This window comes from Aliiroseovarius sp. S253 (genome assembly GCF_049800855.1).
Taxonomy (GTDB): domain Bacteria; phylum Pseudomonadota; class Alphaproteobacteria; order Rhodobacterales; family Rhodobacteraceae; genus Aliiroseovarius.
In genome coordinates, this window is record NZ_JBNAFW010000001.1 from 2,501 (window position 1) to 22,473 (window position 19,973).

A 19,973-nucleotide genomic window follows, 5' to 3' on the forward strand; every position below is an offset into this window, starting at 1 on the left:
GACGGTGTTGTCCAAGTCAAGTACACTAACCAAGATCTGAGAGATCAGATCTTATTGTGCTTCTTAATGGATCAAAGACCGACATCTGCGATCCAGTTCTTCGGAACAATTAAGAAGCGCGGGAAAGTATGCTTTTGGTCCAGTTTGCCCTTCGGGGTGAGATGGCAGATGAACAAAAGGTCTGTCTTCTCCTGGATCAAATCAAGCGCGAGAAGGGCGTTTGGTGAATGCCTTGGCAGTAAGAGGCGATGAAGGACGTGATACTCTGCGATAAGCTTTGGGAAGGTGAGAATAGCCGTTATACCCAGAGATTTCCGAATGGGGGAACCCACCTGACAGTTCATTATAATAACTTCGGTTATTTATAGTGTTCTGAAACAGGTATTTATAGACTGAATACATAGGTTTATAAAAGCAAACCCGGGGAACTGAAACATCTAAGTACCCGGAGGAAAGGAAATCAATTGATACTCCCCTAGTAGCGGCGAGCGAACGGGGACCAGCCGAGCCATGAGTGTGGATAGAATGCGTTGGGAAGCGCAACCATAGTGGGTGACAGTCCCGTATATGAAGCACGATTGGACGTATTAAGTAGGGCGGAACACGTGAAATTCTGTCTGAAGATCGGAGGACCACCTTCGAAGGCTAAGTACTCCTTACTGACCGATAGCGAACCAGTACCGTGAGGGAAAGGTGAAAAGCACCCCGACGAGGGGAGTGAAACAGTACCTGAAACCGAACGCCTACAATCAGTCGGAGGCCCCTTGAGGGCTGACGGCGTACCTTTTGTATAATGGGTCATCGACTTGGTCTATCTAGCAAGCTTAAGCCGTTAGGTGTAGGCGCAGCGAAAGCGAGTCTTAATAGGGCGAATGAGTTAGGTGGATCAGACCCGAAACCGAGTGATCTAGGCATGGCCAGGTTGAAGGTGCGGTAACACGCACTGGAGGACCGAACCCACATCTGTTGAAAAAGATCGGGATGAGCTGTGCCTAGGGGTGAAAGGCCAATCAAACTCGGAGATAGCTGGTTCTCTGCGAAATCTATTTAGGTAGAGCGTCATACGAATACTCCCGGGGGTAGAGCACTGAATGGGTAATGGGGGCCCACAGCCTTACTGATCCTAATCAAACTCCGAATACCGGGAAGTACTATATGGCAGACACACAGCGGATGCTAACGTCCGTTGTGGAGAGGGAAACAACCCTGACCTACAGCTAAGGCCCCTAATTCATGGCTAAGTGGGAAAGCAGGTGAGACGACCAAAACAACCAGGAGGTTGGCTTAGAAGCAGCCATCCTTTAAAGATAGCGTAACAGCTCACTGGTCTAAATAAGTTGTCTTGCGGCGAAGATGTACCGGGGCTCAAGCCATGAGCCGAAGCTTAGGGTGTGCATTTATGCACGCGGTAGCAGAGCGTAGTGTGACATAGTTCCATTCCTCATTAGCATCTTCGGATGCATTTGAGGATCGGAGCTTTCGATGAAGCGGGCGTGTGAGCGATCCCGTGGAGAGATCACTAGTGAGAATGATGACATGAGTAGCGACAAAGGGGGTGAGAGACCCCCTCGCCGAAAATCCAAGGGTTCCTGCTTAAAGCTAATCTGAGCAGGGTAAGCCGGCCCCTAAGCCGAGGCCGAAAGGCGTAGGCGATGGGAACCAGGTTAATATTCCTGGGCCGTGGAGTGGTGACGGATCTCGAAGGTAGTTCATCCTTATCGGATTGAATGGGCTGCTTAGAGGTTCCTGGAAATAGCCCTCCTATAAGACCGTACCCTAAACCGACACAGGTGGATAGGTAGAGTATACCAAGGCGCTTGAGAGAACGATGTTGAAGGAACTCGGCAAAATACCTCCGTAAGTTCGCGAGAAGGAGGCCCAGTTTCTACGCAAGTATTGACTGGGGGCACAAACTAGGGGGTGGCGACTGTTTACTAAAAACACAGGGCTCTGCGAAGTCGCAAGACGACGTATAGGGTCTGACGCCTGCCCGGTGCCTGAAGGTTAAAAGGAGGAGTGCAAGCTCCGAATTGAAGCCCAGGTAAACGGCGGCCGTAACTATAACGGTCCTAAGGTAGCGAAATTCCTTGTCGGGTAAGTTCCGACCTGCACGAATGGCGTAACGACTTCCCCGCTGTCTCCAACATCGACTCAGCGAAATTGAATTGCCTGTCAAGATGCAGGCTTCCCGCGGTTAGACGGAAAGACCCCGTGCACCTTTACTACAGCTTCACACTGGCATCAGACACAACATGTGCAGAATAGGTGGTAGGCTTTGAACTCAGGACGCCAGTTCTGAGGGAGCCTCCTTTGAGATACCACCCTTGTTCTGTTTGATGTCTAACCGCGGTCCGTTATCCGGATCCGGGACCCTGTGTGGCGGGTAGTTTGACTGGGGCGGTCGCCTCCTAAAGAGTAACGGAGGCGCGCGAAGGTTGGCTCAGAGCGGTCGGAAATCGCTCGTTGAGTGCAATGGCAGAAGCCAGCCTGACTGCGAGACTGACAAGTCGAGCAGAGTCGAAAGACGGCCATAGTGATCCGGTGGTCCCGAGTGGAAGGGCCATCGCTCAACGGATAAAAGGTACGCCGGGGATAACAGGCTGATACTGCCCAAGAGTCCATATCGACGGCAGTGTTTGGCACCTCGATGTCGGCTCATCTCATCCTGGGGCTGGAGCAGGTCCCAAGGGTACGGCTGTTCGCCGTTTAAAGAGGTACGTGAGCTGGGTTTAGAACGTCGTGAGACAGTTCGGTCCCTATCTGCCGTGGGTGTAGGATACTTGAGAGGAGTTGCCCCTAGTACGAGAGGACCGGGGTGAACGTTCCACTGGTGGACCAGTTATCGTGCCAACGGTAGTGCTGGGTAGCTATGAACGGACAGGATAACCGCTGAAGGCATCTAAGCGGGAAGCCCCCCTCAAAACAAGGTATCCCTGAGGACCGAGGAAGACTACCTCGTCGATAGGCCAGAGGTGTAAGCGTGGTAACACGTTCAGCTGACTGGTACTAATGGTCCGATAGGCTTGATTTGATCCAGTAGAAGACAGTTCTACTGAAAAATCAAAAGCATACATCACAGTATAACTTGACTTGGAATTGCTCTTTATTCGGTTTGGTGGTCACAGCACCAGTGAAACACCCGATCCCTTCCCGAACTCGGCCGTTAAGCACGGTTGCGCCAATGGTACTGCATCTTAAGGTGTGGGAGAGTAGGTCACCGCCAAACCTAATAAAGAGCAATCAGTATCCTCTCAAAACGATGATAAAAACAAACAAAACGCCGCCGAGCAGAAATGCCGGCGGCGTTTTGCGTTCAAACGTTGAAAAAGCAAGATACACCTATAGATAGTAGGCGCGGATCAATTGGGTTAGAAACCATTAAGTTACATTGAAGGCGGGCTTTTGTCCTCGTCTAGCTAACAGCCTCTTTTTTACACAGGTAACACCAACATGATAAACTCTAATTATGTCGGCATTCCGAGAAATGCCGAGGAACGACGGCTCTCAGCTTTGCCACTAGAATTGCTTCTGACCTATGCGGAAGAGATCGTAAATAATCCTCAATGGTATGAACTCGTAAAAAACGGCTGGGACAGAGAACTCACTTCAACGTGGACCGATGACCAGCATGAAGAGCTCGGCTGGAGCGAACGCAAGTTTGCTGAGAGTTTTCTTACGAAAGCAGGGTATGAAGCCTGTACAATCGCCCGCAGGTGACTTGCGAGATTTCTTGCAGGAACAGCTAGAGAAATCGGAATTTGTTGAAGAAAACTACACTTAAAGCTTCTGGGTAAATAACTTGAATGGAGGGGATATGATCAGTGATTCCACTGCGATTATGTTGGTTCTTGCGATTTTCGCCTTCACGATATGGCGATCATTGGCACATGCCAAGCGGCCGGAATATGACATCTTGCGGGATGCGGGGTTGAGGCACAAAACAGGTGGCTTTCTTTTTATAGATGCACTCTTTCGTAAGAAAAGTGATCCCCTGCGTGCGCCTGAAATGAAGCTGGCCAAGCATTGGCTAAAACAAACATCTTGCGCAATGGCTGCAAGCTTTCTCATCGTAGTTCTGACTATTTAGGGTAAGGTACCTTCAATAGTCTACTCAAAGTAAATCTGGATATGAAACCGGCGCCCAACTTATCGCGGACTTTGTTGCAAGCCTTTGTCGTACGTTCCAGGTCAAGCAGTCTATTAGATATCGTTGTTTGACATAGTGCAGTAGGCAAATGACACATTGAAGGGCAGTCGAAAGCCTACTGAACGAGACGTGATATGCGTTTAGAAGTAAAACTCGTTAGCAGAGGTTCAATCAGTAACAGACCAACCATGCGACTCTTCCTTCTCACCCTCCTCACGATGACAGCCTTCGCCGCAAACTCCTTGCTCAACCGGGCGGGCTTGGCCGAAGGTGCCATTGGTCCCGCTGGGTTTGCCGTAATCCGAGTGCTCTCGGGCGCGGTGATGTTGTGGGTGTTGATGGGGCTGGGGCAGAAGGTTGCTCCCAAGCGTGCCACGCCGGATTGGATCTCGGCCGGGGCGCTTGCCACAAGTCTTCTGGGATTCTCCCTTGCCTTCAGAACCCAGACAAATCTGGCGAAAACCGACTCTTCTGGGTAATCTGGCTGGGTGTTTACCAGTGCTTTGATCTTCAGACGATGTGTAACGCCACGATCCAATCAACGAGACGAGCCAACCCGTGCACTCAGACATCCTTGTTCTGGCCGCAGCTGCCACCTTCGTTCTGGGCTATCTGATCATCAATCAGATCGCCTTGCGGGTGATGCTGCTGATCGGGACAGGGCTGTATGTCTGGTATTATGCCGTCGTTGCCGACGATCCGCTGTGGGCTGCAATTTGGGCCAGCGCGGCGACGGGCACAGCAAACGTCATTGGGTTGACCAGTCTTCTTCTGAGAAAATCCAAATGGATCATCCCCAAGCGCGACAAGGATCTGTATCCGTCGTTCAGCGCGTTGCCTCCGGGAGACTTTCGTCAGTTGATGTTGATGGCCAGTCGGGAAAGACGTGCCCAAAGCGAGGTTCTAACAACTGCCGGGTCTGCAGTTACATCCCTGTTTTACGTCATTTCAGGACGGGTCGAAATTCGGAAGCAGGGAAGTGTGTTTCATATGCACAATGGCAATTTCGTAGGAGAGGTTGCGTTCCTGACCGAGGAGGATGCCTCGGCTACCACGTTGATGGCTGACGAGGGCGAACTGCTGTGCTGGGACGTTGCGAAGCTGAGGCAACGTGCAGCGCGGGATGTTCGTTTTCGACTGGCGCTGGATGCGATGATCTCGCTTGATCTGGCGCATAAGGTATCACGAGCCGGATCACCACGTATTGAAGCCGACAGTGATCTTACCGACGTGGGCTGATCCTATTGCGAATAGCGCAATAGTAGGGTTTCCAGTCCCGGATTTGGTATAGGGTGCCCGAGCCCTCCGTTCGAGCGGTGGTCCAAAGAAACCCCGATACGCTCGCCAGAGGCACGGTATGCGCCCGCCTCGATGCCCGACCGAAACTCGACCGGATATCCCAGACGCGGCCCGTCCTCGGATCGCATCCACCAACCGGGAATGAAGCTAAGTTCGGCAAAGCCGGGGCCACTGGGCATACGAAACTCGTTCACAGCCCCCGCACCGATCCAGACATCACCAAGGCTGTCGATCGACAAGCCAACGACGGGGCGGAAGGGGCCGAAGCTGACGGGAAGGTCATGACGATAGTAAACCTCTCCCCCGATCGAATCTGCTTCGAAAATGACGTTGCCTGCAGACATCGTGTGGCGTGCGATTTCAATCGCGGGTTTGACGCAGCCGCGGTCGCAATGATTAACCCACATGTCAATCAATCCAGTCAGCAGAAATAAGATGGCCAAAGTGCCGTCCATAAAACCCTCATTTGTTCCCAAAGACTTAGCGAACTGTGATGGCAGAGTCACCCATCCAGTTTTCCAGATGCATTTTGTAACAGTTTTTTCGCCGAATGCGCTTGTGGTTCCCGAAAGCCGGGACTATATACACCACACTACTGGCGCGGGATGGAGCAGCCCGGTAGCTCGTCAGGCTCATAACCTGAAGGTCGTAGGTTCAAATCCTACTCCCGCAACCAAAGTACTAGAACAGGCCGGACCAAGTGTCCGGCCTGTCTTGTTTTGGGGCTTCCTTGACGAAAGTAGACCGGAAAGCTTTCCGGCTAGATCAATGGTTGAGCTATATCCATCCGGGGCAATTCGGACTGATTGCGGTTACTGAGTGCCAGCAAACCAGGTTCTTTAGGAATGACCGCCGCGACAGGAAACGCGTAATACTGAGAGCGCGAACCAAGGAAAACGAATAGAATCCCGCACTTGGGGCCAGAATTTTCCCACGTTTACTCCATTTTGGAGCAGGCCGAGTAAGATGAGTTTCTTCAGGTCATCTGCCCTTGGGAGCGAGAATATCTTCTGCTAAGTGTCTGACTATGCGTTGGATTAAAATGATTATATTCGCGGCCTGCGCAGTTCCGGCCGTTTTTGCGTTGAGCTTTTGGTTTTTCATATTCCGTCCGCTGGACGGCCTGTTCAGTGTTCCAAAATCTCCCGCTTCGACAGAAAGTGCTGACAAAACGGCAAAGCAATATTTTTTGCAGGAATTGGATTTTGATGCCGGCCCTGTGACGCTGGTGTTTCATGAAGCGGCGACGGGAAAAGGAGAAGCGATCCTTACCGATCATCAACTGATCCGCCGCAACCAAGATGTTGCCTATTTCACAGATGATCCGGGCGCGCAGACTCGCCTCACATTGCTGTCGATCATTTTTCTTAGCCCCTCGGGTACTGGAACGTCGGATGCCTTTGTTTCGGTCTATCAGAATGGGGATCTGCTTCAGAGGCACACGTGTTTCAAGCTGTACTGCAAGGCCGCTAACCCCGACTTTGACAGGGACGTGAAAGACTTGCTGGCGGGCGCGGTAATGGCAACTGATCACAGCTTCCGTACGATGGATTTTGAGGCATTCAACGCCAAGCTGGACCAGATCGACGCGGACCCCGCGCTTGTCTACATTCATGAGCGGCCTGACAATTCGAAACCTCACCCGTTTCCCGGCCATTTTCGCATCAACTTCCCGAGTTACGCGGATGTCGTTCGCGACGAAGGGGACGAGCCGTCTCAAGAGGCTTTAGATCGGATCGAAGGATACAAGGTTTGGATTGAAGACGCGCTGTCGCGCCACAACGGTGCCTATTCCCTTGGGACAATAGAAATGGAACGACAAACAAGGACAGCGTCGTTTCAGGCGCAAGGCGACGCGCCTAGAATGGTTGATGAAGAGACTGGGATCCCCGTCTATTTTGACCGGATCGACTTGTACACCTACGCCGTGCATGTGAAAGGTGACGCCGCATTGCACGCCTATCTTGAAGCCGAAGCCGAACGCGCCCCACCGGTGCCTTCAAAGGTGACAGATGCACTTAACCAAGCTTTCGACGACACCGTCCTTCGCGTGACCGGTAAGTATTGCGAAGAGTGTTATATTCTGAACGTCTACGGGTTCTCCCCAAAGACAAGGGTCGGTTGGTTTGAAGAAGATCCCTATTACGTGTTTTGGTATGCGCCTGAAATCACGACGAGTGATCCGCCATCAACCGATTGAATTAAAACACTTCATAGCAGGTGGTCGGCAAGTCCTGGCACCCGCACCGTTGCCTCTGTCGGGATGCCACCCTTGATGAGGCGGAGCGTGACGCGAACGCGGTGCAGAGTGGGGCGGAAGTCGGCCTTTCGCCGCGTTCAGTATTAATTTCAAGAACGGAGGAGTGTGCGACGTACTCGATCGCCCAGTTGAAAACTCACCAACAAAGCCGTCTCACTTCTGCAAAATTGCACTTTCCCATTCTGACAGAAATGCGCGTTTCTTTAGTTGGTCCAAGAACACAAGAAGACCGGGTCCAATTCGAATTCGATTCAGCGAAGCTTCGTTCTGGCTTAGATCCAGCGCTGGGTGAGTCAATGGCTGCGCATCCGTGCCATGTGACAATGTCATCAGGTGATCCATGAACAAGGCGGCAAGCTCGGATGACGGCGCATTGCTTGGGATCAGCGCTGTGCGCAACATGACTGTGGTGAAATCTGACGGCAGGATGATGGCAAACTCGTCCCGATCTTCGCGGTTGATCGCATAGCTTCCAAGGACGTTGTAGGCGATCAACAAGTCGCCGGATTTCACCGCGTCGATCATATCGGATGAACAGCAATAAAGCTGCGCATCCAGCCCGCCCATGACCTCGGTCAGACGCCAATAGATCTCGGACGCGCGGGTGTCTTGGGTTGCGAACAAATAGCCAAGGCCGGACTGGCGCACATCATAGGTGCCGACACGGCCGCGGAAGACTTCGGGGTGTTGCCGCAACAGATTGATCAGATCGTTTCTGCTTTCGGGAAGGGGAATGTCGCCAAAGCCCGACTTAGACACCACGATGGCAGCTGGTTCCTGTGTGAAAGCGAACAGCATGTCATTCCACACCGCCCAATCCGGAAGGCCCCCGGTAGCTTCGGATGTGAAACTCTGGGCCCAACCATCATTGGCCAGCTTGGTTTGCAGGTCCATTGCACTGGAAATCACCACGTCAAAGGCCTCGTCTTCGTCGACGATGGCCTTTTGAAGCTCGGACGAACTGACAACTGTGTACTCGATGGCCGTGCCAGATTCTGAGGCGAGGAATGACGATATCATTGGCTTGAAAAACGCGATATCGGCAGTTGATATGATCCGCAGTTCCCGGTCGCTGTCAGGTGGGCCGAACCGTGCGACGTCTTCCGCTTCGAAGGCGCTGGCCCACCCGGAGGTGAGGATCAGTGCAAGGGAAAGAGCAAACTGACGCATGCGCCGCCTCCTGTGTTGTTGCTTATCTGCAAGGTGCCGCCATGGGCCTCGATCACCTCTTTTGCGATGGTTAGCCCCAGCCCGGACCCGACAATCTCGTGCGTATTTGCACCGCGTGCAAATCGTTTCGGAAGTTTGCCAAGTTCATCCGTTAGGAATCCGGGGCCGGTGTCTTTGACGCTCACCTCGGCGCCGTTCCGGTCGACTTTTAGAGCCACGTGGATCTCAGCACCGGAAGGAGAGTATTTCACGGCATTGTCCAAAAGGTTGTGAAGGGCATTCTGCACGAGGATTGGATCACCTTTGATGACCGCATTTTCCATCCCGATCGTTTCGAGGATGATATCTTTCAACTCGGATGTTGGTCGCATTCTTTCGACCGTGTCCTGCACAAGACGATGAAGGTTGATCTTTTCTCGGGCCAAATGATCCAGCCGGAACGTCACCATCGCATGATCCAAAAGCTGTCCTGCTGTGCGCGAGCTGTCGTCAATAGCGTGGATCATTTCCTTCAGTGCTTTGCGGGTCTCGGGGTCGTCGGATTTACGTTGCACGACTTCAGCCTTGGTTCGGACGACGGCCAAAGGCGTGCGTACTCTGTGCGCGGCTTCGGCAATAAAATCCTCGGATCGCATAAGGGATTGCTGCAAGCGTCTCATAAAGGAATTCAGCGACGCGACCAGCGGCACCATTTCTGACGGAACGGGTGCTGCGACGGGGCGCAAGTCTTTTGGGCCCCTGCGTGAAACAGATTCAGTCAGTCGATCCAACGGGCGGATCGTACTGCGCGAGATGAGCGCCGCCAGCAACACCGACACAAGGAAGAACCCGGCCCCGATCCCCATTGACGTCCGCGAAATCCGTGCAAGGGCCTGTTTCTGCCCCGACAGAGTCTGCGCAACCGAAACCTTTAGAAAGCTTCGACCGGTATCCGTCGACATCCGCCGTCTGACCGTGGCGACGCGGACTTCATCACCAAGGAACATGGCAGATAGATAGGCTGGCGTTGCGGTGCCGTTCTCTTTCGCTTCGGGCAGATCGGCGTAGCCGCTTAGAAACTCGTCCTCAAGGCGGATGGCATAGAACACGCGCTCGTCCGAGATGCTGTCCAGCATGGACAAGGCGGAATACGGAAGGTCGATGCTGATCTCTCCTCCGCTTAATCGGGCACTATCAAGAATAGACAGGGCAGAGGCCGTAAGCACATTGTCTTGGCTTTCTTGAGCTACCTGCCGGGCGACGGATTGAACGACAAAGTAAACGACGACCGCCAGTACAGCTGCACTTGCCAGAAGCGACAGCAAAAGCCTGCGGCGAATGGAGCCCTGTGCAACAGGCGTGCTCATTCGATTTCTAACTTGTAACCAAGCCCGCGAATGGTCGTGATTTTCACTGTCGAGGTCTCGAGGTGCCGACGCAGTCGTCCGATATATACTTCGATCGCATTTTCAGTGACGTCTTCGTCATAAGAGAACAGCCGGTCCACCAGCGTTGATTTCGGAAAAACCTGTCCGGGCGCGTTTGCCAAAACCTCGAAAAGTCGCAGCTCGCGGGTACGAAGTTGGATGTCTCGATCAAGAAGCTTGAGCGTGCCCGACAGCGAATCGAAGCGAAGATTACCAAGGGTCAGCAAGTTCTGCGCGGCACCACCACGGCGGCGCAACACTGCCCTACAGCGCGCTTCCAGCTCGGAAAAGTCGATTGGTTTGATCATGTAATCATCAGCGCCGAGGTCGAGAATTCCTACGCGATCCGCAACTTCCGAGCGCGCGGTCAGCACGATAACCGGTGTGCTTTCTTCCTGCTTGCGATGCTGCGTCAAGAAGGTCCGGCCATCACCGTCAGGCAGCATAATATCAAGTAAAATCAAATCATAAGCGGTTGTGGCTGTGAAATCTCGCCCCGTCTGAATGTCGGGCGCGTGGTCGACCACGTGGCCGTCCAGCATCAACCTGTCTACGACAGCTTCGGCCAATTGTTCGTTGTCTTCGATCAGCAAGAACCGCATGAGAGGTTTTCTTTTTCCGCTACTTTTTTAGCCATGTCAGCTTTGTGTCAGCTTAGATTGTCAGCTTCTTCCGACATGAGCGGCAAGTGTCGCCAATGTCAAATGGGAGGACATAAACATGAAATTCAAGTTGGGCCGTCGCGCCTTTATCGCAGCTGCTGCATCGCTAAGCCTTGCTGCCCCGGTTTTTGCTGACGGCCACAAGGTCGTTGATAGCATTCACTTCCTGATCCCCGGTGGTGCAGGCGGCGGCTGGGACGGCACCGCACGTGGAACCGGCGAAGCGCTGACCGGCGCTGGTCTGGTTGGCACCGCATCCTACGAAAACATGTCGGGTGGCGGCGGTGGTAAGGCCATCGGCTATTTGATCGAAAACGCAGACAGCCAGCACGGCACGCTGATGGTCAACTCGACCCCGATCGTGATCCGTTCGCTGACTGGTGTGTTCCCGCATAACTTCCGTGACCTGACGCTGGTCTCGGGCACGATCGGCGACTATGCCGCAATCGTTGTGGGCAAGGACAGCCCGTTGAACTCGATGGGTGATCTGCTGGCCGCGTTCGATGCTGATGCATCCGGCACGGCCATCGGTGGTGGTTCGGTTCCGGGCGGCATGGACCATCTGGTCGCCGCGATGGTGATGGAGGCCGCCGGCAAAGACGCGCTGGCCGTGAAGTACATTCCGTACGATGCAGGCGGGAAAGCAATGGCGGCTCTGCTGTCCGGCGAAATCGCAGCTCTGTCGACCGGGTTCTCGGAAGCGGTAGCCTTGGCCGAAGCTGGCGAGGTCAAAATCCTGGGTGTGACGGCGGATGACCGCGTCGCGGCCTATGATGCCCCGACCATGAAAGAACAAGGGATCGACACAACCTTCGTCAACTGGCGCGGTTTCTTTGGTGCCCCTGGCCTGCCGGCCGACAAGGTGGCCATGTACCAAGAGGCTATCACCAAGATGTATGACACCCCTGAATGGGAAGCCGTGCGCGCACGCAACGGCTGGGTCAACATCCACAACTCGGGTGACGACTTCAAAGCCTTCCTTGAAGGTCAAGAGCAGGTCATCGGTGAACTGATGAAGAAGCTGGGCTTCCTCTAAGCCGCTCACACTCTTACGCAACCGGCCTGTTCTGGGCCGGTTGCCCATTTTCCAAGGGAGGGGACAATGGCACTGGACCGCTGGGTAGCATTCGTCATTCTGAGCGCCGCACTGGCCTATGGCTATGCCGCATTTTTCACCATGGATGCGTCTCTGCCGCCGTTCATGCAACGTAATCCGATTTGGCCAAGCACCTTTCCCAAGGTTCTGGCTGTGCTGACGATCCTGACATCCCTGTTCATTCTGCTGGGTTTTGAAAAGTCACCTGAAAGCGATCAAGAGCCAGACATCGATTACCGGCGTCTTGGGGACTATCATCTGGGCCAAGCGCTGACGCTATTGGGACTGATGGTGGCCTATGCGCTGCTTCTGCGTCCTGCGGGTTTCTTGTTTGCCACCTTCGCTTTCCTAAGCTGCGGGTCGTTCGTGTTAGGTGAACGCAAGTTTCATATCCTTCTGCCCGTCGCCGCCATCGCCAGCTTCGTCGTCTGGTATCTGGTGGACGAGGTGTTGGGCATCTTCCTGCGCCCCTGGCCATTCTTTTTCTAAGGAGCTGAGACATGATCGAAGGACTTCTGATCGGCCTCAGCGCCGCATTCTCAATCCAAAACCTTCTGATGGTAATCGCCGGCTGTCTGATCGGTACCTTTATCGGCATGCTGCCCGGTCTGGGCCCGATGTCGATCATCGCTATCATGATCCCTGTCGCCATAACCATCGGTGATCCGTCTGCTGCCATCATCCTGTTGGCAGGCGTGTATTACGGTGCGATTTTCGGCGGTTCGACCTCGTCCATCCTGCTGAACGCACCGGGCGTTGCGGGGACTGTTGCGTCAAGTTTCGATGGCTATCCAATGGCCCGAAAAGGGCAGGCCGGTAAGGCGCTGACTATTGCGGCCATCGCCTCGTTCGCGGGGGGCAGCATTGGTGCTCTGCTTCTGATGATCTTCGCCCCCATGTTGTCCACCGTCGCGCTCTTGTTCCACTCGGCCGAGTATTTCGCGCTTATGGTTGTCGGCCTGTCAGCCATCGCGGCCTTCGCGGGCACCGGAAACGTGGGCAAGGCAATCCTGATGACGTTGCTTGGACTTGTCATGGCAACGGTGGGCGAAGGCGCCTTGTTCAACATGCCACGCTTCACCATGGGTCTAATGGACCTACAATCGGGCTTCAGCTTCATTACGCTGGCGATGGCTATGTTCGCCTTGCCCGAGGCACTGTTTCTGGTCTTGAACCCGAAACGGTCGGCCCAAGGCAGCAGCGGCAAGATCGAGAACTTGCGCATCACCCGCGAAGAGGGGCGCAAGATCGCCCCGGTCATTGGTCGCCAATCGATCCAAGGCTTCTTCATCGGCGTTCTGCCGGGGGCAGGCGCGACCATCGCGTCGTTCCTTGGCTATGCAGTCGAGCGCAACATCGCGACGAAAGAAGAACAGGAAGAGTTCGGCAAAGGGTCTATCAAGGGGCTCGCCGCACCCGAGACGGCCAATAACGCCGCCTGTACCGGGTCGTTCGTACCGCTTCTGACGCTGGGCATTCCCGGCTCGGGCACCACGGCGATCCTGCTGGGCGCACTGATCGCGCTGAACGTTACGCCGGGCCCGCGCCTGATGATCGACGAGCCGCAGATCTTCTGGGCGGTCATCATCTCGATGTATATCGGCAACCTTGTGCTGTTGATCCTGAACCTGCCGCTGATCCCTTATATCGCCAAGGTTCTGACCATCCCGCGGACCTACCTGATCCCGTTCATCCTGTTCTTCACGTTGATGGGCAGCTATATCGGGCAGAACAACGCGACCGAGCTGTTGATCCTAGTCGGCATGGGCATTTGTGCGACGATTTTGAAGTTCGCGGACTACCCGCTCGCACCGCTTCTGATCGGTTTCATTCTGGGCGGTATGCTGGAAGACAACTTCTCGCGCTCGATGCAGCTGGCTGATGGGATCGGGTTTATCTTTGACCGCCCAATGACCCTTGGTCTGTTGGTCATCGCGGTTCTTCTAGTGGTTATCCCAAGCTATCGTGCGCGTCGTGCCAAGGCACGCCAAGAAGGTGTGGCCGAGGGTGATTGATGCGAATGTTGTCTAGGACGGAAGGCTAGCAGCATGTCGCTAGTGCTGACCTTTCTGATCGCAGGTGCAGGCAGTCTGGGGTTTTTCATCCTCGGGCTGCCTTTGCCGTTTCTTCTGGGGCCGATGCTGGCCTGCCTGATTGCTGCGCTTGGCGGCGTGCGCCTTGAAGGGGCGGGACAGTTCGGCATGTTCATGCGGACGTTCCTTGGGGTTGCGGTTGGCAGTTCGATCACGCCCGAGTTGTTGGGCCGGATGCCCGAAATCGCAAGCTCTCTGGCCATTGTCCCGCTGTTCATCGGCACAATTGCCGCGCTGGGATACCCGCTGCTCCGCCATGGCTTCGGCTTGGACCCAGTCACATCTTGGTACAGCGCCATGCCCGGCGGACTTCAAGATATGCTAATCTTCGGCGAGGAAGCAGGCGGCGATCCACGCGCGCTTTCCCTGATCCACGCCACCCGTGTCGTCGTTCTGGTCAGCTGCGCGCCTGTCTTGATGCAGTTTGTCTGGGGGCTGGACCTGAGCGCCCCACCGGGGCAGCCCATGTCGTCAGTCTCGCCCGCGCAGATTGGCATAATGGTGGTGGCGGGCCTATTTGGCTGGAAGTTTTTCGAGCGGATCGGGCTGTTTGGCGCCTCGATCCTTGGGCCAATGATCGTGACCACTGCCCTGTCCTTAGCAGGCGTGATTGAAACCCGCCCCCCGGCCGAAATCATCCAAGCCGCGCAGTTCTTCATCGGCATTGCCGTGGGGGTGAAATATGTCGGCATTACCAGCCGAGAAATCCGCGTGAATGTCGTGGCCGGGATCCTCTATTCCGTGCTGCTAGGGGTAATCTCGTTCGGGTTCTTCATCGTCATCACCCGCTTAGAGCTGGCCCCCTCACTTGATGCCTTGTTGGCATTCCTGCCCGGTGGTCAGGCCGAGATGGTCGTTATTGCCATCATTGCGGGATCAGATCTGGCCTATGTCGTCACGCACCACATCCTTAGGATCGTAATTGTGGTTCTGTTTGCGCCCGTAGTTGGGCGCCGCTTTCCAAGAAATTGAGCTGGGTAATCGACGCCCTTACGACCTTGAACACGTCGTAGTTTTGAACGTTTTAAGCGTAGCTGACGTGCGGGGCATAGGTGCGTTCACAGAGGCAGCATGGGATCGATTGGATCAGCAGGGCGGTAAGTGGTCGTGCCTTCTGCTATCCACAGACTTCTGCTGTCTGAGCTCAACGCCTGTTCATCACGGATAGGCGTCTTGAGGTTCTCGCAACTGTATTGAGTGCCCCCTCTAACAAGATCGGTTTGGACGAGATGCGGTTGGGGATCGGCAAAAGTTAGAACGCAGCCCGCTTCCGTCAAAGCGGGATCGATTCGCCATTCTACATTCCCTAAAGCACCGTCGCAGGTGATGGCCAAATTACACACCACTCTGGATTACCAATCCGTATCTCAAAAGACACGTTTGGGCTGCGGTTGTGGGGTGACCTAGCGTCAGGAATGAATGAAATATTCCAACATTGATATATGTCAAACTTTAAACACGCGAAGCGCGATACCGTAAAACTGTGTGCACGTAAGGGGTTGCGATTTAGATCGATTGAAGGAGCGAAGGGAAGACAATGAAATTTGGAAAAACCTATCTTAGTACGGTTGCACCAACAGCTTTATTGCTGACGTGCGGGCCACTGCTGGCGGATACTTTAAGCGGCGATTTCTTCGTCAGAACGTTTGGTGACGGACTGATTTACGTCGACGCAGAGGAAGGCGTGCAGGAGCCGGGAATGAAAGTCATTACCTTCACGCGTACGCGCTTGGATGATGGCTCGTTTGTAGATCCATACGAAATGATTATTACAGATTTCTCGGGTCTGACATCGCGCGGCGAGGTTACCAACTGTCTGATGGCCAGCAATCCCGGCGTCTACTGCGATTCCGCAAGCGGCTCAGGCAAGCGGATCAAAACCCAGCTGACCGGCCCGAACCCCTTCGGCATTACCATGCGGACAACGGCTAGCTCGGATTACCCTTCGGTTGACTATTTCACGTTTGCCAAGACCTCGAACTTCACGGGCGCTCGAATTGTCGGATTTTCGGTCGAGCTGATGGATGAGGATGGCAACCCAATGGGCGCGCTGACCCCGGAAAAGGCGGTTCTGTTCAACCTTGATGCCACGGATATTGGTCTGGGCGCTAAGATGCCCGAGGGACTGTTTGGTGAAGGTGGTCACGAAGGCGAGGTTGGATTCTTCTCGGACACCAAGGCTGGCCTTGCCAGCACCACGCTTGTCGATAGCTTGATTTTCGGCGCGATTTCCAATCCGGATTTCACAACGCATTTCGGCAACGCGCTGCTGGACAACACCATGACGCCCGACGGGTTGTTCTGGGATGACGATGGGGATCCGAGCAATGAATCCGCACTGGTTGCCTGGAACAATCTGGCCGGTGGCGGTTGGACCTACGGCACCTTGGCTTTGCCTGCAAATGAAAGCGCACGGTTGCAAGAGCTTGCAGATGCCTTGGGTGTGAAAGTAGCTGATCTGGGCTATGTCGCAGGTGGTCTTGTTCCGGACGAAATCGTTGCTGCAGCAGAAGCCAATGGTTTGTTCGAAGAAGCCGAGATCGAAGATATTCGGAACGCGAACCTGAACTTCACAATTACGGTTGGCAGCTTGGACGGTCGTGAGTTTACTTTGTTGTTCACGCCAAGCTTTGCACCGATTGTTGAACAAACGACGACACCTTATCAGTTCAAGGTCGCCGGACATCTGGATGCCGCAGCCAACGTTCCGTACATGGATCTCGGAAATGCCGCTGCTTATGGAACTGCGATCAGTGATCTTCTGGCCATGAATGACAAGGACCGCGCCGAGGCGTTGGAGCGGACTGGCTTCAGCTTCCTGCCTGCGTTCTCGAGCCTCGCCTTCGATTTTTCGCGTAGCCAGATCAATACCGTCACTGGTGCCTTGCCGCAGTCCGGAGATTCCGAGGTTGTCGTTTCGAGCGCTGGCGCCGCCAGCAGCTGGGGCCTTGGGGAAGATACCAACTGGCTTTTGAATGTCGGCGGAGGCCGGTCGTCCTTTGAAACCACCCCGAACAACATTGGCTATGACACCGAGTTCACCTCGTTCTCGGTGGGTGCTGAAAAGCAGTTGGATAACGGGCGTTCGTTCGGTTTCCTGATTGGCAGCGCAAGCGGCACGGCCGATGCCTACAATGCTCGGGGTAGCATCGATTCTGACAGCTTGTCTGTGGCCGCTTTTGGCCGCGCCAAGATTGGCGAGCAAGGTATGATCCAAGGTGTCATTGGCTATCAGGATCTGTCCTTTGACTCGACCCGTCGTGTGATGGGGCAAACTGCCAGAGGCAGCACCGACGGTTCGCAAGTGTTCGCGGCAATTAAGGGCGAATACATGACCCAGAAGGGCAATCTTAACATCGGCCCGACAGCATCGTTCGAGTACTACAATACCTCTATTGATGCCTTCAAAGAAAAGGGTGCCGGGATCTGGAACCTTGGCGTTGGCGAACAGTCGGGCAGCATGTTGCTGGGTTCGTTTGGTGTTCGCGGTGACTATGTGATGCCCAATGGTTCGGGAAACACCTTGCTGACCGGTAGCCTTGCCTACACGATGGCTGACAGTGGCGACATGATGGTCGAAAGTGGCTTCGTCGGATTGCCGGGTGCTGTTCACCCTGTCGCTGCAGTTGATGGCAACTGGGTTGATCTCCAAGTCGGTTTTGAGACTGTTCTTGCCGAACAAGGCACAACACGCACCACATTGAGCGGCGGCTACTATGGTTCGTTTGGAAGTGGTTATGAAAGCCATAAGCTCCATGTTGGCCTCAACGCCACGTTCTAAACGGCGCAACTGCCAATTGTGATTAAGCGGCCCCTTTTGGGGCCGCTTTGCTTTTTCTCGGCCTCTTGATGAAGTGGATTTGTGTAAAATAGTTATTGTTTTAAATGGGATAGCGGCCGAATGTCACGGAGACAATTCAATCGGCCTGTGGTTGAAATCTGTTGATTGAAGATGAGAGAGACGCGCACAATTGAGGAAATGAAAATGAAGAAAACAGGTATCCTGAGTTCTGCAGCAGTAGTCATTTGTTTGGCGATGCCACTTCAGGCGGCAACACAGACTTTGTCCGACGAGGCCGAGGCAGCACTTCTTGAGGCGCTGAATGACGAATATCACGCGCAGGCATTTTATGCTGCGCTGGTCGAAGAATACGGACCGAATACACCCTTCAAGAATATCATGGAGGCGGAAGCACGGCATGCCGAAAAGGTGATCAAGCTTCTGAACAAGTACGACGTCGAAGTGCCGGAAAATGGCTATCTTGATGGAAGCTTGGCGGTGGCTCCGATCCCGCCGACGCTTGATGAAGCATATGAAATGGGCGTTCAGGCCGAAATCGACAACATTGCTTTGTATGAAGAAAACCTCTTGCCCGCGGTCGCAGACTACAATGACATCACGCGTGTCTTGACCGCGCTGAAAACAGCCTCTGAAACCAAGCATCTTCCTACTTTCGAGAGATGCAGTGATGGTGATTGTCGAAACGTATCCGCGCGCTCTGGAAGTGGTGCGGGCAAACAGGCCGGCAGGACCACGAAGGGCACGTCCTCTCAAAAAGGGAAAGGCCAAAGAGACCGGAAGAGAAATGGTCAGGGGAAGCAGAAAGGAAGCGGCAAAAGCTGAGGGATCCATAAGCTTCGCAAAGTGCTCTGATGCAAATCAGATTCTAAAAGGCCGCCCTTGGGTGGCCTTTTTATTCCTTGGCGGGCTGATGGTTGTGGCGGTCACGGGGTAGTGATCCGTTTATTGCCGATCCCCCCCCGAAACGATCCGTGCTTCAGCCACGACTGACCGCCGAAGTTCGAAACTGAGCGTCAAACAGAAGTCATTTCTGAAGAAGAGGGGGCTGGGTCAACCTTCGGGCGAGGTATCCATCAGGCCGCGCATCTTCTCGATGGCGGATTGCATTGCGCCCTCCAGCCACATCCGGGCGCTGTCGCCCATGGCGGTGTATTGCTCAAGCACGCCCTGTGTCTGCGGAACGCGATCTGCGATCTGGGGCGCAAGCACATAAAGACAGACCAGCAGCACCGCCAACAGAATCGTCAGGCTAAACCCACGGCGGAACCCATTGCCACCTGTTGCGGCTTGCGCGACGGCGGGCTCAAGGTCGATCTTTGTTGCTCCAGCGTCGTCTGGGGCATCGAGAGTCGAGTTGATCTCTTCGATGTCCGGCAGCATGTCGCGGCTTTTCAGATCCTTTTCCTGGATCTCTTCTTCGACGAAGTCCTCTTCGTCCTTCATGCGCTGAATGCGCTCGGAAAGCTCTTCGGTGCCATCGTCTTGGGCGGCATCCAGACCAAGATCCGGCTGTGTTTCCAGCCCGTGCTGATCGGCCTCGCGGGCGCGAAGTTCTTGTTCGGCTTCTTCCTGAAGGATCTGTTTGACTTCTTCGCTGACCTCTTTGCGGGGCGCAGCTGCGATGGGCATCGGAATATCGCCCGCCTCACCGTCATCATCGTCTTCGTCGCTATCATCTTCGATTGGCGCGTCGTCGGTCAGGTCCTGGTTCTCGGCCTCGGATGAAACTTCGATGTCTTCTTCGAGCGTCTCGTCAAGTTCCTGGTCGTATGGGTCGGTGTCCAGCTCGGGGTCGGCGTCCGCTTCGGGCGCAGCGTCGGGTTCTTGGTCCGTGCGAGAGGACGACGGGGCGGGTGCCGGGATCTCGATCTTCGGCTCGGACGCATCTTCTGTCTCAGTTTCTGAGAGCTGAGGAGGTGTGTGAAACCATGCGTGACCACAATTCGAACACTGAACGTCACGGCCCAATTCGGGCATCACGCGATCATCGACTTCGTATTGCGCGCCGCAATTGGGGCAAACCAAACGCATTTTTTAT

At 54.5% G+C, this 19,973-nt stretch carries 16 protein-coding genes, 1 tRNA gene and 2 rRNA genes; 14 read left to right on the forward strand and 5 right to left on the reverse strand.

The features are described from left to right. Positions 1–199 precede the first annotated feature (199 nt). The 6 genes from ACP15F_RS00020 (at position 200) to ACP15F_RS00045 (ending at position 5,386) form a co-directional block, all read left to right on the forward strand. Positions 200–3,031: ribosomal RNA gene (locus ACP15F_RS00020) — 23S ribosomal RNA — on the forward strand. An 80-nt stretch (positions 3,032–3,111) separates the two neighbouring features. Further along, positions 3,112–3,226, forward strand: a 5S ribosomal RNA gene (gene rrf, locus ACP15F_RS00025). Between the two features lie 224 nt (positions 3,227–3,450). Next, positions 3,451–3,717, forward strand: a complete 267-nt coding sequence (locus ACP15F_RS00030; RefSeq protein ID WP_424938815.1) for a hypothetical protein — start codon at positions 3,451–3,453, stop codon at positions 3,715–3,717. A 97-nt stretch (positions 3,718–3,814) separates the two neighbouring features. Then, the gene (locus ACP15F_RS00035; protein WP_424938816.1) at positions 3,815–4,087 is read left to right on the forward strand and encodes a hypothetical protein; all 273 of its coding nucleotides are present in this window, start codon (positions 3,815–3,817) and stop codon (positions 4,085–4,087) included. Between the two features lie 194 nt (positions 4,088–4,281). Next, positions 4,282–4,626, forward strand: coding sequence for a hypothetical protein (locus tag ACP15F_RS00040; protein WP_424938817.1), 345 nt, complete (start codon positions 4,282–4,284; stop codon positions 4,624–4,626). A gap of 79 nt (positions 4,627–4,705) precedes the next feature. Further along, positions 4,706–5,386: a cyclic nucleotide-binding domain-containing protein gene (locus ACP15F_RS00045; protein WP_424938818.1), complete on the forward strand. Its 681-nt coding sequence runs from the start codon at positions 4,706–4,708 to the stop codon at positions 5,384–5,386. A gap of 2 nt (positions 5,387–5,388) precedes the next feature. On the opposite strand, the gene ACP15F_RS00050 is transcribed toward ACP15F_RS00045, so the two are convergent. After that, the gene (locus ACP15F_RS00050; protein ID WP_424938819.1) at positions 5,389–5,901 is read right to left on the reverse strand and encodes an acyloxyacyl hydrolase; all 513 of its coding nucleotides are present in this window, start codon (positions 5,899–5,901) and stop codon (positions 5,389–5,391) included. Between the two features lie 144 nt (positions 5,902–6,045). On the opposite strand from ACP15F_RS00050, the gene ACP15F_RS00055 reads away from it, so the two are divergent. Continuing rightward, positions 6,046–6,122: transfer RNA gene (locus ACP15F_RS00055), tRNA-Met, on the forward strand. Positions 6,123–6,473: 351 nt separating this feature from the next. After that, a complete protein-coding gene (locus tag ACP15F_RS00060; RefSeq protein ID WP_424938820.1) occupies positions 6,474–7,646 on the forward strand; it encodes a hypothetical protein in 1,173 nt (390 codons plus the stop codon). Between the two features lie 213 nt (positions 7,647–7,859). Here the strand turns inward: ACP15F_RS00060 and ACP15F_RS00065 are convergent, their stop codons facing one another. Genes ACP15F_RS00065 through ACP15F_RS00075 form a run of 3 tightly spaced genes read right to left on the reverse strand, consistent with a single transcriptional unit; the run spans position 7,860 to position 10,884 of the window. Then, positions 7,860–8,876 carry an ABC transporter substrate-binding protein gene (locus ACP15F_RS00065; protein WP_424938821.1) on the reverse strand — a complete coding sequence of 339 codons (1,017 nt, stop codon included), beginning with the start codon at positions 8,874–8,876 and terminating at the stop codon, positions 7,860–7,862. Next, positions 8,846–10,222: a sensor histidine kinase N-terminal domain-containing protein gene (locus tag ACP15F_RS00070; RefSeq protein ID WP_424938822.1), complete on the reverse strand. Its 1,377-nt coding sequence runs from the start codon at positions 10,220–10,222 to the stop codon at positions 8,846–8,848. The genes ACP15F_RS00065 and ACP15F_RS00070 overlap by 31 nt, the downstream gene beginning before the upstream one ends. Beyond that, complete coding sequence (locus tag ACP15F_RS00075) at positions 10,219–10,884, reverse strand: response regulator transcription factor (protein WP_424938823.1); 666 nt, start codon at positions 10,882–10,884, stop codon at positions 10,219–10,221. The genes ACP15F_RS00070 and ACP15F_RS00075 overlap by 4 nt, the downstream gene beginning before the upstream one ends. Positions 10,885–11,002: 118 nt before the next feature. On the opposite strand from ACP15F_RS00075, the gene ACP15F_RS00080 reads away from it, so the two are divergent. From ACP15F_RS00080 to ACP15F_RS00105, 6 genes are all read left to right on the forward strand, one after another. Further along, complete coding sequence (locus tag ACP15F_RS00080) at positions 11,003–11,980, forward strand: tripartite tricarboxylate transporter substrate binding protein (RefSeq protein ID WP_424938824.1); 978 nt, start codon at positions 11,003–11,005, stop codon at positions 11,978–11,980. 66 nt (positions 11,981–12,046) lie between these two features. Beyond that, positions 12,047–12,529 (forward strand): tripartite tricarboxylate transporter TctB family protein, encoded by a 483-nt coding sequence (locus tag ACP15F_RS00085; RefSeq protein WP_424938825.1) that lies wholly within the window; start codon positions 12,047–12,049, stop codon positions 12,527–12,529. Between the two features lie 11 nt (positions 12,530–12,540). Next, complete coding sequence (locus ACP15F_RS00090; protein WP_424938826.1) at positions 12,541–14,055, forward strand: tripartite tricarboxylate transporter permease; 1,515 nt, start codon at positions 12,541–12,543, stop codon at positions 14,053–14,055. A gap of 33 nt (positions 14,056–14,088) precedes the next feature. Next, positions 14,089–15,105: an AbrB family transcriptional regulator gene (locus ACP15F_RS00095; RefSeq protein WP_424938827.1), complete on the forward strand. Its 1,017-nt coding sequence runs from the start codon at positions 14,089–14,091 to the stop codon at positions 15,103–15,105. Between the two features lie 565 nt (positions 15,106–15,670). After that, entirely contained in the window at positions 15,671–17,914 is a 2,244-nt protein-coding gene (locus tag ACP15F_RS00100; protein WP_424938828.1) for a choice-of-anchor F family protein, read from the forward strand. 204 nt (positions 17,915–18,118) lie between these two features. Continuing rightward, on the forward strand, positions 18,119–18,757 hold the full coding sequence (locus tag ACP15F_RS00105) for a ferritin-like domain-containing protein (protein ID WP_424938829.1): 639 nt from the start codon (positions 18,119–18,121) through the stop codon (positions 18,755–18,757). A 228-nt stretch (positions 18,758–18,985) separates the two neighbouring features. Here the strand turns inward: ACP15F_RS00105 and ACP15F_RS00110 are convergent, their stop codons facing one another. Continuing rightward, positions 18,986–19,966, reverse strand: coding sequence for a zinc-ribbon domain-containing protein (locus ACP15F_RS00110; RefSeq protein WP_424938830.1), 981 nt, complete (start codon positions 19,964–19,966; stop codon positions 18,986–18,988). Between the last annotated feature and the right edge of the window lie 7 nt (positions 19,967–19,973).

What these genes read in the sequence shown, in the direction of transcription:
- ACP15F_RS00035 (WP_424938816.1), top strand. Translation starts at nt 3,815, where the DNA reads ATGATCAGTGATTCCACTGCGATTATGTTGGTTCTTGCGATTTTCGCC.
- ACP15F_RS00110 (WP_424938830.1), bottom strand. Translation starts at nt 19,966, where the DNA reads ATGCGTTTGGTTTGCCCCAATTGCGGCGCGCAATACGAAGTCGATGAT.
- ACP15F_RS00075 (WP_424938823.1), bottom strand. Translation starts at nt 10,884, where the DNA reads ATGCGGTTCTTGCTGATCGAAGACAACGAACAATTGGCCGAAGCTGTC.
- ACP15F_RS00085 (WP_424938825.1), top strand. Translation starts at nt 12,047, where the DNA reads ATGGCACTGGACCGCTGGGTAGCATTCGTCATTCTGAGCGCCGCACTG.
- ACP15F_RS00070 (WP_424938822.1), bottom strand. Translation starts at nt 10,222, where the DNA reads ATGAGCACGCCTGTTGCACAGGGCTCCATTCGCCGCAGGCTTTTGCTG.
- ACP15F_RS00100 (WP_424938828.1), top strand. Translation starts at nt 15,671, where the DNA reads ATGAAATTTGGAAAAACCTATCTTAGTACGGTTGCACCAACAGCTTTA.
- ACP15F_RS00060 (WP_424938820.1), top strand. Translation starts at nt 6,474, where the DNA reads ATGCGTTGGATTAAAATGATTATATTCGCGGCCTGCGCAGTTCCGGCC.
- ACP15F_RS00090 (WP_424938826.1), top strand. Translation starts at nt 12,541, where the DNA reads ATGATCGAAGGACTTCTGATCGGCCTCAGCGCCGCATTCTCAATCCAA.
- ACP15F_RS00095 (WP_424938827.1), top strand. Translation starts at nt 14,089, where the DNA reads ATGTCGCTAGTGCTGACCTTTCTGATCGCAGGTGCAGGCAGTCTGGGG.
- ACP15F_RS00050 (WP_424938819.1), bottom strand. Translation starts at nt 5,901, where the DNA reads ATGGACGGCACTTTGGCCATCTTATTTCTGCTGACTGGATTGATTGAC.
- ACP15F_RS00040 (WP_424938817.1), top strand. Translation starts at nt 4,282, where the DNA reads ATGCGTTTAGAAGTAAAACTCGTTAGCAGAGGTTCAATCAGTAACAGA.
- ACP15F_RS00080 (WP_424938824.1), top strand. Translation starts at nt 11,003, where the DNA reads ATGAAATTCAAGTTGGGCCGTCGCGCCTTTATCGCAGCTGCTGCATCG.
- ACP15F_RS00065 (WP_424938821.1), bottom strand. Translation starts at nt 8,876, where the DNA reads ATGCGTCAGTTTGCTCTTTCCCTTGCACTGATCCTCACCTCCGGGTGG.
- ACP15F_RS00030 (WP_424938815.1), top strand. Translation starts at nt 3,451, where the DNA reads ATGATAAACTCTAATTATGTCGGCATTCCGAGAAATGCCGAGGAACGA.
- ACP15F_RS00105 (WP_424938829.1), top strand. Translation starts at nt 18,119, where the DNA reads ATGAAGAAAACAGGTATCCTGAGTTCTGCAGCAGTAGTCATTTGTTTG.